The organism is Methylocystis sp., assembly GCF_021731785.1.
In the GTDB taxonomy this organism is placed as follows: Bacteria; Pseudomonadota; Alphaproteobacteria; order Rhizobiales; family Beijerinckiaceae; genus Methylocystis.
In genome coordinates this window covers 15,387-27,554 of record NZ_JAKFWS010000136.1, presented here as the reverse complement: position 1 = coordinate 27,554, position 12,168 = coordinate 15,387, and the positions used below count along the sequence as shown (strand labels likewise).

The 12,168-nt window shown below is 60.7% G+C and carries 14 protein-coding genes and 1 pseudogene; 11 read left to right on the top strand and 4 right to left on the bottom strand.

Annotated features, from left to right (window positions below; genetic code table 11):
• The 9 genes and pseudogenes from nifH to fdxB all read left to right on the top strand — a co-directional run.
• Positions 1-97, top strand: a pseudogene (nifH, locus tag QZ964_RS18645) (nitrogenase reductase); the annotation flags it as partial.
• A gap of 76 nt (positions 98-173) precedes the next feature.
• Positions 174-1,676 (top strand): nitrogenase molybdenum-iron protein alpha chain, encoded by a 1,503-nt coding sequence (gene nifD / locus QZ964_RS18640; protein ID WP_292533463.1) that lies wholly within the window; start codon positions 174-176, stop codon positions 1,674-1,676.
• Positions 1,677-1,742: 66 nt separating this feature from the next.
• Positions 1,743-3,302 carry a nitrogenase molybdenum-iron protein subunit beta gene (gene nifK, locus QZ964_RS18635; RefSeq protein ID WP_292533461.1) on the top strand — a complete coding sequence of 520 codons (1,560 nt, stop codon included), beginning with the start codon at positions 1,743-1,745 and terminating at the stop codon, positions 3,300-3,302.
• Positions 3,303-3,382: 80 nt separating this feature from the next.
• A complete protein-coding gene (gene nifE, locus QZ964_RS18630; protein ID WP_292533460.1) occupies positions 3,383-5,053 on the top strand; it encodes a nitrogenase iron-molybdenum cofactor biosynthesis protein NifE in 1,671 nt (556 codons plus the stop codon).
• Between the two features lie 4 nt (positions 5,054-5,057).
• The gene (gene nifN / locus QZ964_RS18625) at positions 5,058-6,434 is read left to right on the top strand and encodes a nitrogenase iron-molybdenum cofactor biosynthesis protein NifN (protein WP_292533459.1); all 1,377 of its coding nucleotides are present in this window, start codon (positions 5,058-5,060) and stop codon (positions 6,432-6,434) included.
• A 19-nt stretch (positions 6,435-6,453) separates the two neighbouring features.
• Positions 6,454-6,849, top strand: a complete 396-nt coding sequence (nifX, locus tag QZ964_RS18620) for a nitrogen fixation protein NifX (RefSeq protein WP_292533457.1) — start codon at positions 6,454-6,456, stop codon at positions 6,847-6,849.
• An 8-nt stretch (positions 6,850-6,857) separates the two neighbouring features.
• Positions 6,858-7,328, top strand: coding sequence for a NifX-associated nitrogen fixation protein (locus tag QZ964_RS18615; protein WP_292533456.1), 471 nt, complete (start codon positions 6,858-6,860; stop codon positions 7,326-7,328).
• 8 nt (positions 7,329-7,336) lie between these two features.
• Positions 7,337-7,537 carry a CCE_0567 family metalloprotein gene (locus QZ964_RS18610; RefSeq protein WP_292533455.1) on the top strand — a complete coding sequence of 67 codons (201 nt, stop codon included), beginning with the start codon at positions 7,337-7,339 and terminating at the stop codon, positions 7,535-7,537.
• 23 nt (positions 7,538-7,560) lie between these two features.
• A complete protein-coding gene (fdxB, locus tag QZ964_RS18605; RefSeq protein WP_292533453.1) occupies positions 7,561-7,860 on the top strand; it encodes a ferredoxin III, nif-specific in 300 nt (99 codons plus the stop codon).
• Between the two features lie 53 nt (positions 7,861-7,913).
• Here fdxB and QZ964_RS18600 read toward each other — a convergent pair whose 3' ends face one another.
• Genes QZ964_RS18600 through QZ964_RS18585 form a run of 4 tightly spaced genes read right to left on the bottom strand, consistent with a single transcriptional unit; the run spans position 7,914 to position 9,861 of the window.
• Positions 7,914-8,228, bottom strand: a complete 315-nt coding sequence (locus QZ964_RS18600; protein WP_292533452.1) for a hypothetical protein — start codon at positions 8,226-8,228, stop codon at positions 7,914-7,916.
• Positions 8,229-8,230: 2 nt separating this feature from the next.
• Entirely contained in the window at positions 8,231-8,485 is a 255-nt protein-coding gene (locus tag QZ964_RS18595; protein WP_292533451.1) for a hypothetical protein, read from the bottom strand.
• Between the two features lie 14 nt (positions 8,486-8,499).
• On the bottom strand, positions 8,500-9,357 hold the full coding sequence (locus tag QZ964_RS18590) for a sulfurtransferase (protein WP_292533450.1): 858 nt from the start codon (positions 9,355-9,357) through the stop codon (positions 8,500-8,502).
• Positions 9,358-9,405: 48 nt separating this feature from the next.
• Positions 9,406-9,861, bottom strand: a complete 456-nt coding sequence (locus QZ964_RS18585; RefSeq protein ID WP_292533449.1) for a hypothetical protein — start codon at positions 9,859-9,861, stop codon at positions 9,406-9,408.
• 145 nt (positions 9,862-10,006) lie between these two features.
• Here QZ964_RS18585 and QZ964_RS18580 point away from each other — a divergent pair, with 145 nt between their 5' ends.
• Both QZ964_RS18580 and QZ964_RS18575 read left to right on the top strand, forming a co-directional pair.
• A complete protein-coding gene (locus tag QZ964_RS18580) occupies positions 10,007-11,614 on the top strand; it encodes an FAD-dependent oxidoreductase (RefSeq protein ID WP_292533447.1) in 1,608 nt (535 codons plus the stop codon).
• Positions 11,611-12,069 carry a Rieske 2Fe-2S domain-containing protein gene (locus QZ964_RS18575; RefSeq protein WP_292533446.1) on the top strand — a complete coding sequence of 153 codons (459 nt, stop codon included), beginning with the start codon at positions 11,611-11,613 and terminating at the stop codon, positions 12,067-12,069. Before QZ964_RS18580 ends, QZ964_RS18575 begins: the two co-directional genes overlap by 4 nt.
• Positions 12,070-12,168: the final 99 nt, after the last annotated feature.

The window sequence follows — 12,168 nt, the reverse complement described above, 5'->3', positions numbered from 1 at the left end:
CGAGCTCGAAGACATGCTGATGGAGCACGGCATCATGAAGGCGGTCGACGAGAGCCAGATCGGCAAGACCGCCGCCGAACTCCAGGCCATCGCCTAACCCTCAATGCATGAGCGTCGGCCTCCCATATGCCGGAGGCCGAGCTGAAAATCGCGAAACAAAGAGGAGCCATCAAATGAGTGTCTCGCCAACATTGAGCGTCGCGGAGATCAAGGACCGCAACAAAGCGCTCATCGAGGAAGTTCTGAAGGTTTATCCGGAGAAGACCGCCAAGCGCCGCGCCAAGCACCTCAACGTGCATCAGGAAGGCAAGCCGGATTGCGGCGTGAAGTCGAACATCAAGTCGATCCCCGGCGTGATGACCATTCGCGGCTGCGCTTACGCCGGCTCGAAGGGCGTGGTCTGGGGTCCGATCAAGGACATGATCCACATCAGCCACGGCCCGGTCGGCTGCGGCCAATATTCCTGGGCGGCGCGCCGCAACTATTACATCGGCACGACCGGCATCGACACTTTCGTCACGATGCAGTTCACCTCCGACTTCCAGGAAAAGGACATCGTCTTCGGCGGCGACAAGAAGCTCGCCAAGATCATGGACGAGATCCAGGAGCTGTTCCCGCTGAACAACGGCATCACCGTTCAGTCGGAATGCCCGATCGGCCTGATCGGCGACGATATCGAAGCGGTGTCGAAGGCCAAGTCGAAGGAATATGACGGCAAGACCATCGTCCCGGTGCGTTGCGAGGGCTTCCGCGGCGTCTCTCAATCGCTCGGCCATCATATCGCCAACGACGCGATCCGCGATTGGGTGTTCGACAAAATCGCTCCCGACGCCGCGCCGCGCTTCGAACCCACGCCCTATGACGTCGCCATCATCGGCGACTACAACATCGGCGGCGACGCCTGGTCCTCACGCATTCTGCTGGAAGAGATGGGCTTGCGCGTGATCGCGCAATGGTCGGGCGACGGCAGCCTCGCGGAACTCGAAGCGACGCCGAAGGCGAAGCTGAACGTTCTGCATTGCTATCGTTCGATGAACTACATTTCGCGCCACATGGAAGAAAAGTACGGCATTCCGTGGTGCGAATACAACTTCTTCGGCCCGAGCAAGATCGCCGAGTCGCTGCGCAAGATCGCCAGCTATTTCGACGACAAGATCAAGGAAGGCGCCGAGCAGGTCATCGCGAAGTATCAGCCGTTGATGGACGCGGTGATCGCCAAATACCGGCCGCGTCTGGAAGGCAAGACGGTCATGCTGTTCGTCGGCGGCCTGCGTCCGCGGCACGTGATCGGCGCTTACGAAGACCTCGGCATGGAAGTCGTCGGCACGGGCTATGAATTCGGCCACAACGACGACTATCAGCGCACCGCCCAGCATTACGTCAAGGACGGAACGCTGATCTACGACGACGTGACCGGCTACGAATTCGAAAAATTCGTTGAGAAGATCCAGCCCGATCTCGTCGGCTCCGGCATCAAGGAAAAATACGTCTTCCAGAAGATGGGCGTGCCCTTCCGCCAGATGCACAGCTGGGACTATTCGGGTCCCTACCATGGCTATGACGGTTTCGCGATCTTTGCGCGGGACATGGACATGGCGATCAACTCGCCGGTCTGGAAAATGACCAAGGCGCCATGGAAAGCCGAGGAACAGCCGCTGCTCCAGGCCGCGGAATAAGCCAGCGCCGGCGCGTTGCGAAGGCGCGCGCCGGCCCCCCAAAACGCATGACGCGAGGGTTCGACCATGCCGCAGAGCGCAGAACACGTACTAGACCATTTCGACCTCTTCAGAGGTCCCGAGTACCAGCAGATGCTGGCGAACAAAAAGAAGATGTTCGAAAACCCGCGCGACCCGGCTGAGGTGGAGCGCGTTCGGGAATGGGCCAAGACCCCCGAATATCGCGAGAAGAACTTCGCGCGCGAGGCGTTGACGGTTAACCCCGCCAAGGCCTGCCAGCCGCTCGGCGCGGTCTTCGCCGCCGTCGGCTTCGAGCAGACGATTCCCTTCGTGCACGGCTCGCAGGGTTGCGTCGCTTATTATCGCAGCCATCTGTCGAGACACTTCAAGGAGCCGAGTTCCTGCGTGTCCTCGTCGATGACGGAGGACGCGGCGGTGTTCGGCGGCCTCAACAACATGATCGACGGCCTGGCCAACACCTACAACATGTACAAGCCGAAGATGATCGCCGTCTCGACCACCTGCATGGCGGAAGTCATCGGCGACGATCTCAACGCCTTCATCAAGACCTCGAAGGAAAAGGGTTCGGTTCCGGCGGAATACGACGTCCCCTTCGCTCACACGCCTGCCTTCGTCGGCAGCCACGTCACCGGCTACGACAATGCGTTGAAGGGCATCATCGAGCACTTCTGGGACGGCAAGGCCGGCACGGCGCCCAAGCTCGAGCGCACGGCGAATGAGAAGATCAACTTCATCGGCGGCTTCGACGGCTACACGGTCGGCAATATTCGCGAAGTCAAGCGCATCTTCGGGTTGATGGGGATCGACTACACGATCCTCGCCGACAACAGCGAGGTCTTCGACACGCCGACCGACGGCGAGTTCCGCATGTATGACGGCGGCACGACGCTGGAAGACGCCGCGAATGCGATCCACGCCAAGGCGACGATCTCGATGCAGGAATATTGCACCGAGAAGACGCTGCCGCTGATCGCCGCGCATGGTCAGGAAGTCGCCGCCTTCAATCACCCGGTTGGCGTTTCTGCGACCGACAAGTTCCTGATGACGTTGTCGCGCATCACCGGCAAGCCGATCCCTGAAGAGCTTGCGCGCGAACGCGGTCGTCTCGTTGACGCGGTCGCTGATTCGAGCGCCCACATCCATGGCAAGAAATTCGCGATCTACGGCGATCCGGATCTGTGCCTCGGCCTCGCCGGCTTCCTTTTGGAGCTTGGCGCCGAGCCGACGCATATTCTTGCGACCAACGGCGGCAAGGCGTGGGCGGAGAAGGTGCAGAAGCTGCTCGACTCCTCACCCTTCGGGCAGAATTGCCACGTCTATCCCGGCAAGGATCTTTGGCACATGCGTTCGCTGCTGTTTACCGAGCCGGTGGATTTCCTGATTGGCAACACCTACGGGAAATATCTCGAGCGCGACACGGGCACCCCGTTGATCCGTATCGGCTTCCCGATCTTCGATCGCCATCACCACCACCGCTATCCGGTGTGGGGCTATCAGGGCGGGTTGAACGTTCTGGTGTGGATCCTCGATCGTATTTTCGAATCGATCGACGCCACCACCAACGTGCCGGCGAAGAGCGACTATAGCTTCGACATCATCCGCTAAGACGATGTGGCTCCCGCCTTTTGTGGCGGGAGCCGCAACTTGCTTTCGGTGACACGGTCGCAACGTGAAGGAGAAGAGGCATGAGTTCGCTTTCGGCCACGATCCAGGACGTTTTCAACGAGCCGGGCTGCGGCAAGAATGCGAACAAGTCGGAAGCTGAGCGCAAGAAGGGCTGCACCAAACAATTGCAGCCGGGCGGCGCGGCCGGGGGATGCGCCTTTGACGGCGCCAAGATCGCCCTTCAACCTTTAACCGACGTCGCTCATCTCGTTCACGGTCCCATCGCCTGCGAGGGCAATTCGTGGGACAATCGCGGCGCGAAGTCTTCCGGCTCCAATCTATGGCGGACCGGTTTCACCACCGACATTAACGAGACGGACGTGGTGTTCGGCGGCGAGAAGCGGTTGTTCAAATCCATCCGCGAGATCATCGAGAAATACGATCCGCCGGCGATCTTCGTCTATCAGACCTGCGTGCCCGCAATGATCGGCGACGATATCGACGCGGTATGCAAAGCGGCGCGCGAGAAATTCAACAAGCCGGTCATTCCGATCAACTCCCCGGGCTTCGTCGGGCCGAAAAATCTCGGCAATAAGCTTGCGGGCGAGGCGCTGTTGCAACATGTGATCGGCACCGAAGAGCCGGAATATACGACGCCCTATGACCTCAATATCATTGGCGAATACAATCTGTCCGGAGAATTGTGGCAGGTGAAGCCGCTGCTCGACGAACTCGGTATTCGCATCATGGCGTGCATTTCCGGCGACGGAAAATATAAGGAGGTCGCCTCCTCCCATCGCGCCAAGGCCGCGATGATGGTCTGCTCCAAGGCGATGATCAATGTGGCGCGTAAGATGGAGGAGCGCTACGGCATCCCCTTCTTTGAAGGCTCCTTCTACGGCATTGAGGATAGCAGCGACTCATTGCGCGAGATCGCGCGCATGCTGATCGAGCGCGGCGCGCCCGCTGAACTGATGGATAGAACCGAGGCGCTGATTGCTCGGGAAGAGGCCAAGGCCTGGGCGGCGATCGCCAAATACAAACCGCGCTTCCAAGGAAAAAAAGTGCTGCTGATCACCGGCGGCGTCAAATCCTGGTCGGTCGTCGCCGCGCTTCAAGAGGCCGGTCTTGAACTTGTCGGCACGTCCGTCAAGAAGTCGACCAAGGAAGACAAAGAGCGCATCAAGGAGCTGATGGGTCAGGACGCTCATATGATCGAGGATATGACGCCGCGCGAAATGTACAAGATGCTGAAGGACGCGCGCGCCGACATCATGCTCTCCGGCGGCCGCTCGCAGTTCATCGCGCTGAAAGCCTCGATGCCCTGGCTCGACATCAACCAGGAGCGGCATCACGCCTATATGGGCTATGTCGGCATGGTGAAGCTCGTCGAAGAGATCGACAAGGCGCTTTACAATCCCGTTTGGGCGCAGGTGCGCAAGCCGGCTCCTTGGGAAAAAGCGGGAGAAAATTGGCAAAGCCGTGCGATGGCGCAGGCGGAAGCCGAGGCGGCGGCGCTCGCCGCCGACCCCGTGAAGGCGGAAGAGGCTCGCCGCGCGAAAAAGATCTGCAATTGCAAGAGCGTCGAACTCGGGGTGATCGAGGATGCGATCCTCGCAAACAATCTCTCGACGGTCGAGGGCGTGCGCGAAGCGACGAACGCCTCGGGCGGCTGTGGCGCCTGCGCGGTGCGCATCGAGGAAATCCTCGAGCAGATGGTCTCAGCCTCTCACGCGATCGCGGCGGAGTAGCGCGATGGCGACCGTCACCGTCAGCAAGAAGGCCTGCTCGGTCAATCCGCTCAAGATGAGCCAGCCGATCGGCGGCGCCCTTGCATTCATGGGCCTGCGGGGCGCCATGCCGCTGCTGCATGGCTCGCAGGGCTGCACCTCTTTTGGCCTTGTGCTGTTCACGCGGCACTTCAAAGAAGCCATTCCGATGCAGACGACCGCGATGAGCGAAGTCGCGACGGTGCTCGGCGGCTATGAGAATGTCGAGCAGGCGGTGCTCAACATCTACAACCGCACCAAGCCGGAGATCATCGGCATTTGTTCGACCGGCGTCACCGAGACCAAGGGCGACGACGTCGACGGCTACATCAAGCTTATTCGAGAGAAGAACGCCGCGGTCGCGCATCTGCCGATCGTCTACGTGTCGACGCCTGACTTTAAGGACGCCTTCCAGGACGGCTGGGAGAAGACGGTGACACGCATCGTCGAGACGATGGTCGATGCGCCAAAGAGCGCGGCGCGCCGCGATCCAACAAAGATCAACGTGCTGCCCGGCTGCCATTTGACGCCCGGCGATCTCGATGAATTGCGCACGATCATCGAGGATTTCGGCTTGGAGCCGACTTTTCTGCCCGATCTCGCCGGTTCGCTTGACGGCCACATACCGGACGATTTCACCCCGACGACCATCGGCGGCGTCGGCGTCGAAGAAATCTCGATGATGGGTCAGGCCGGCTGGACGATCGCGATCGGCGCGCAAATGCAGCGCGCCGCCGAAGCCATGGAGCAGAAGACCGGTGTCCCGTTCCGGCTGTTCGAGCGGTTGTGCGGTCTCGAGGCCAATGATGCGCTGATGGCGTTCCTGACAGAGATCAGCGGCCGACCCGCGCCGATGAAATATCGTCGCCAGCGCGGCCAGCTCGTCGACGCGATGCTGGACGGTCATTTCCACATCGGCGGGCGCAAACTCGCTGTGGGAGCCGAACCGGACCTCCTCAACGAGATCGGCGGTCTGCTGACCGAAATGGGTGCGCAACTTCTTGTCGCGGTAACGACCACGCAGTCGCCGGTGCTCCAACGATTGCCGACCGAAGAGGTGATGATCGGCGATCTCGAAGATCTCGAAAATTTGGCGAAGGCCAAGGATTGCGATCTGATGGTTACCCATTCGCACGGAAGGCAAGCGGCCTCTCGCTTGAAGATACCCTTCTTTCGGATGGGCATTCCAATGTTCGACCGACTCGGCGGCGGGCATCAATTGATGGTCGGCTACCGCGGCGCGCGCGATCTGATCTTCGACATCAGCAATCTGCTGATGGCCGATCACGAAGACAACCACGAACCGACACCCGACAGCTGGCGCGATGGCGTCGGCGCGTCGCACGCCGCAACCTCGCACTAGGGGCGAAAACGGAGGCGCTATGAAAATCGCATTCGCAACCCAGGATTTGAAACGCGTCGACGCCCATTTCGGCTGGGCCAAGAACATCGCGATCTACGAGATCGGCCCGGAAGGTCACGTATTCGTCGAGGCCATCCAATTTGACGGCGATCTCAAGGAAGACGGCAATGAGGACAAGCTCGCGCCGAAGATCGACGCGATCAAGGATTGCGCCATTCTTTACGTCGCCGCAATCGGCGGTTCAGGCGCGGCGCGCGTCGTCGCCAACAACATCCATCCGATGAAGGTCAATCAGCCAGAGCCCATCTCAGAACTCCTCGACAAGCTTCAGGAAGTGCTGAGAGGCGTGCCGCCGCCATGGCTGCGCAAGGCGTTGACCAAGGGAAAAGAGCGCGTCCTCGATTTCGAAGAGTGAGAAAACATATGTCTGAATCTACTGCCGTGCTGGACAAAACTTCGGTCGCCGAGCTTCCCTTCATGAAGGAGCTCATCAAGATCTGGCGCGCCCAGGACACGCATGGAACCTGGGAGACCAAGAGCGATCTCGATCTCTTGGCTCCCTATATCCTGGACAAGGAAGCGCGCCGCGCGTTGCCGATCATCGGCGATCCCGACCCCGAGACGATCTGGCGCATGGAGCTCTTCTTCAACGCGGTCGCGCTCTCCGTCGAACGCGCAACCGGCGTCATGATCTCGCCCATGCTGAAGATGAGCCACGAAGGCTTCGGCCGTATGGTGCTGATCGGAGGACGTCTGATTGTCGTCAACAAGCAGCTGCGCGACGTTCACCGGTTCGGGTTCGACAGTTTCGAGAAGCTCGCGGCGGAAGGCGACAAATATGTCCAGTCCGGCGTCGAGATGATCGAAAAATTTCCAGACGTTGCAAAGTACTGAGGCGAGCAATGAGCGAGATCGACGATCTTAAGGCGGAAATCAAAAAGCTCTCGGCAAGGGCCATGCAGGCCAAAATGGATCTGCACGATCTTTCGGAAGAGTTGCCGATCAATTGGACCAACATCCCGGCTGTTGCGCAGACGGCGCACGAAGCCTTCGCCGAACTGGAAAAGAAGCGCGAGAAGCTGAAGTCCCTGGAGACGGTCTAACTCGAGAAAGAAAGCATACGGCCATGTCACAAGCGACGCGCGATGGGCGTGATTGGTGTCCCGAATACCTTGTTGCGATCGACCCAGCCAAATGCATTGGTTGCGGACGCTGTTTCAAGGTGTGCGGTCGCGACGTGATGACGCTGAAAGGTTTGAACGAGGACGGCGAACTGGTTGCGCTCGACGACGATGAGGACGAAGAGGTCGAAAAGAAAATCATGGTGATGAACGACATCGGCGCCTGCATCGGCTGCGGCGCCTGCGCGCGTGTGTGTCCGACCAATTGTCAGACGCATGCGACGGAAGACTTAGCGCTGGTCTGAGTTAGAATGCGAGCCTCCATCCGGGGGCTCGCAACAACGCAAAGCTCAGTGCGTCACTCGATTCCCTGTTCCCGCGCTTTCCACATGGCGGCGATGCGGAACCGTTCGGCGATTGCAATCGGATCGGCCAGCATCATCTCCTGAGCGTCGGAGAGCGCCTTCTTGACGATCGCCGTCTCTTCCGCGTTCAGCGCAACGCGGCCGGCCACATGGGTGGCATCCGGCATGATCGACCAGATTTTTCGCTTGGCGGGGTGCATCTTCACCTCGGTGAGATCGACGGCTTCGAGCGCCCCGTCAAGATAGAGTGCAAAGCCTTTCACTTCGAGTTTTCGTCCATCTTCGGTGATCTTCACGAGAGTCGTCATCGTCACTCTTCCTGTTGCGCGAGCCAGCCGTAGCCGCCCTGATCCCAGAGTTGGGCGAGCAGCCTATCCGCATTCCAGTCGGGATATTGCAGTTTCAATTCGTCGTAGTCCTGGAGAAAGCGCGCCGCGTCGTCGTCGCGCAGTTCGGCGATCATCCCGTCAGCCTTGTTGTGGAGCGTGAAGCGCGTCCGGTCCGGCGCCGCGGAGAGAGTATATTCTGCTCCCGTTTCGAGTTGATGGACGTCGAGTCCGCTCACGCGTTGCGCTCCTCTTAAGCTGCCGCCGCCGCCGCTTGTTCGGCGCGTTCCCATTCCGCCCATGATCCGTCGTAGACCGCAACATCGACGCGTCCGAGGAGATAGAGCGCCAATGCATCCATGCAGGACGTCATGCCCGAGGCGCAGGTGGTCACGATCGGCTTGCCAAGATCGACGCCGGCGGTTTCGAATCGCGCGCGCAATGCCTGGGCTTCGAGGAGCACGCCGGTCTGCGCATCGACCAGATCGGCCCAAGGCACGTTCACGGCGCCCGGCATATGCCCGAGTTTCTTGAAGGGAAAAACATCGGCCTGCGAGCCGTCGAATTTGCCGGGCCCGCGCGCATCGACGATCTGTTCGCCGCCATTCGCGACAATGCTCTTCATTTGATCGAAGCTGCAGACGAGTTCAGGCCTGAACTTCGGCGTGAAGGTCTTGGGTTCCGGACGCACCGGCGACATTTCCGCTGGATGTTTGGCGGCGACCCATTGGTTGAATCCGCCGTCCAGCATTGCAACATTGTCGTAGCCAAAGACGCGGAACATCCACCACACGCGCGCCGCCGCCGAACCGCCGAAGAGCCGGTCGTAGACGATCACGCGATCGCCGTCGCCGACGCCGAGCAGGCCGACTTTTTTGGCGAAGTCCGATTCACTCGGCAGCATGTGCGGCAGATCGGAATTGGGATCGGCGATATGGTCGATGTCGAAATGGACGGAGCCCGGCAAATGCCGGCCGCGATATTGATTGCGGCCATCGAGATTGGTGCTGGGATGATGCCATGTGCAGTCGAGAATGCGAATGTCGCTGTCGCTTAGATGCTCGGCCAGCCATGCCGCGCTGACGAGCGCGCCGGTCAGGGTTTCAGCCATCGGTCGGACCTCTTGTCTGCAAGTTCACAATAGCGCTCGTTGCCTACGTCACGGCGCGACGGGCAGGGGATAGCCGGAACGCGGACGCGTGCCGTAATAGTCAGGCCGCTCCGGCCAATCGGCCTGCTTGATGGTGAATTTGACCAATTTCACCGGGGCGCCGGGCGAGCAGGAGACTTCAGCGAATTTGATTTCACGATCGCCGCTGCCCGCGGAAAAATCCGCGACCACTGTGCCGTCGGCCTTGCGTGCGCGCGCGAATCCGGGCGTGCCGGTCGTGGCCGCTGGAACGGAATCGGCGACGAACAAGGGCGTCTCAACGCCGTCTGCGGCGGGACCGAATGCCGGCGAAGCGAAAGTAAAGACCGTCAGCACGCCACTGCGGTCGACCGCTATGTCCGCCGTCGCCGGGCGGGCGACGGAATAGACGGTCAACGTGCCGCCGCTCAGCAACTCCTTCAACTCGTCCGGCGAGCAGTTGGCGAATTCGGTGGCCAGATTCATCTTCGACTCCTTAGCTGTAGAACTCCAGCCGGGAGGTTCAATTTTCGTGCCATGACGCCCGAAACCGTCAGGCGCCGGCGCGTCGCCGAAAATCTTGCACATTAATTGCTATTCATTGCGTCGAACAGGGAGCGGACGACGCAACATGTTGGACGTGGCGATCATCGGCGGCGGATTATGCGGATTGGCGCTGGCGCGAAAGCTCCACCTGCGCGGTCGAGAGGTTGCGATCTTCGAGGCGCGCGATCGCCTTGGCGGGCGCATTCTCACAGTGGCGCGCGGCGACGGCGGCGGCTTGGATCTCGGTCCGACCTGGTTTTGGCCAAACACGCAGCCGCTGATTACGCATCTCGTCAAAGAACTGGGATTGCGCGACTTCGCGCAGCATGACGAAGGCATAGTGCTGCATTTGCGGGAGGCTGAGAAAAGCGCCGAACGCATCGCCGACAAGCGGCTCTACGACGACGCTCGGCGCCTGCACGGCGGGATGGCGACCTTGATAGAGGCCTTAGTCGCCGCAGTGCCAGCGAACGTTGTGCATCTTGGCCACGAGCTGGCGGGCCTGCGCGACTGCGGCGACCATGTGGCGCTCGCCTTCAAGACTGGCGAGGAGCCGCTGGAGATCACCGCGTCCCGCGCCGTTCTGGCGCTGCCGCCTCGCATGCTGCGCGAAACCGTCAGCTTCACCCCGCCTTTGGATGAGGCGACGGATCAAGCGATGCTCGGCGCCGAGACCTGGATGGCGGCGCAGGCGAAAGTCGCTTTGGAATATCGCGATGCGTTTTGGCGTGAGCAAGACCTCTCCGGCTCCGCTTTCGTCACCCATGAGCAAGCCGTGATCGGCGAAATCTTTGACGCCTGCGACTTGGCGGCGGGACTTCATGCTCTCGGCGGCTTTCTCGCCCTGGACGCCGACTTGCGCGAGGCGTTTGGCGTCGGTTTGCCGGTGCTGCTCGAGAGTCAAATATGCAATGTGTTCGGGCGCAATATCGAGCCGATGCACATTCACTATCAAGATTGGGCGAAGGAACGACTGACCTGCAGCGCCGCCGACCGCGCGCAGCATCACGGAGACGGTTCCGGCGACATGGCGAATCCGCTGTTGCGCCGGGTGCTGTGGGATAAGAAGCTCTATCTCGGCGGTTCCGAGACCGCGGCGCGCAACGCCGGCTACCTCGAAGGCGCGGTGGACGCTGCGCGGCGCATCGACCGCGCCATGGCGGCGCTCGACGCGAAGAAGGGGCAAACCGACGACGCGCCCTTCGGGGCGTTGCCTTTGAACGAGGCGAGTCTGGCGCGATTTTCCGCCTGGGTCGACGCCCGATCCGACGACGTCTTTGAAAATTATCGCCGCCGCCTTAATCGCGCCTTGGCCTCACAGGAGCGCGACAATCTCACGCAAGTCGCCGTGCTCGGCGCGATGGAGGAGGTTTTTGAGCAAGCGTTGCGCCTGCTGGAGACTCTTCACTTCGACATGGACGACGTCGCGGTCGAACGCGGCCGCGCGTCGCTGACGCCGCGCATCCAAAAGCCGTTCGGCGAATTGATGCAGTCGATCATGGACGACGTTGTCGCCTTCAACCAGACGTCCTGCGCCTTGTCGAACTTCCCGGACGAGCACAAGCTGTCTAAGGACTACATGCAGGTCATCATGCAGGACATCGCTGCAGCGTGGCGGGAGTTTTCCCTCTCCGCAAACGCATTGCTGCTGGCGAAGCGGCGCGGACCTCACAGGCAGGAGAAGATCGGATGAGCGAGCAAGGGACGACGACCGAACTGACGGACGGAATTTCGGACGTCATCGTCTACGCCATTTGCGCGATGAGCGACATTCCGAGCCAAAAGGCGCGGGGCTTCAATCTTGTCCGGCTCGACGACAATGGCGAGGAGAAGCCGTTCCCGATCGTCGTCGTGCGCTGGGGCAAGCAAGTGTTCGGCTATGTGAACAAATGCCCGCATGACGGCGTCAATCTCGACTGGGAGCGCAATACGTTCCTCGAACCCAATTATGGCCTGCGCTTGATGTGCGGCAAGCACGGCGCGCTGTTCGAACTCGGCACCGGCATGTGCATCGAGGGCCCGTGCAAGGGGCGCGGCCTCGTCCCTGTCGATCTCGCAGTGGTCGACAATGACATTTGCGTCATTGGCGTCACGCTGGCGGAGGATATCGACGAAGACGCCGAGGAAGGCGAATGCGCAGGCGAATAACGGACATGATCCGGCCCCTCCTCTCCCCAGGGGAAAGGTCCTGCGGAAGGCGCAGCGAGGGAGAGGAGGAGACCCGGGTCTTTGCGCGTCTCTCCTCAA

Excerpts from the sequence above, each read along its gene's own strand:
- QZ964_RS18585 (WP_292533449.1), bottom strand. The coding sequence starts at position 9,861 with ATGAATCTGGCCACCGAATTCGCCAACTGCTCGCCGGACGAGTTGAAG.
- QZ964_RS18580 (WP_292533447.1), top strand. The coding sequence starts at position 10,007 with ATGTTGGACGTGGCGATCATCGGCGGCGGATTATGCGGATTGGCGCTG.
- nifX (WP_292533457.1), top strand. The coding sequence starts at position 6,454 with ATGAAAATCGCATTCGCAACCCAGGATTTGAAACGCGTCGACGCCCAT.
- QZ964_RS18590 (WP_292533450.1), bottom strand. The coding sequence starts at position 9,357 with ATGGCTGAAACCCTGACCGGCGCGCTCGTCAGCGCGGCATGGCTGGCC.
- nifE (WP_292533460.1), top strand. The coding sequence starts at position 3,383 with ATGAGTTCGCTTTCGGCCACGATCCAGGACGTTTTCAACGAGCCGGGC.
- nifD (WP_292533463.1), top strand. The coding sequence starts at position 174 with ATGAGTGTCTCGCCAACATTGAGCGTCGCGGAGATCAAGGACCGCAAC.
- QZ964_RS18615 (WP_292533456.1), top strand. The coding sequence starts at position 6,858 with ATGTCTGAATCTACTGCCGTGCTGGACAAAACTTCGGTCGCCGAGCTT.
- QZ964_RS18575 (WP_292533446.1), top strand. The coding sequence starts at position 11,611 with ATGAGCGAGCAAGGGACGACGACCGAACTGACGGACGGAATTTCGGAC.
- QZ964_RS18610 (WP_292533455.1), top strand. The coding sequence starts at position 7,337 with ATGAGCGAGATCGACGATCTTAAGGCGGAAATCAAAAAGCTCTCGGCA.
- QZ964_RS18600 (WP_292533452.1), bottom strand. The coding sequence starts at position 8,228 with ATGACGACTCTCGTGAAGATCACCGAAGATGGACGAAAACTCGAAGTG.
- fdxB (WP_292533453.1), top strand. The coding sequence starts at position 7,561 with ATGTCACAAGCGACGCGCGATGGGCGTGATTGGTGTCCCGAATACCTT.
- nifN (WP_292533459.1), top strand. The coding sequence starts at position 5,058 with ATGGCGACCGTCACCGTCAGCAAGAAGGCCTGCTCGGTCAATCCGCTC.
- nifK (WP_292533461.1), top strand. The coding sequence starts at position 1,743 with ATGCCGCAGAGCGCAGAACACGTACTAGACCATTTCGACCTCTTCAGA.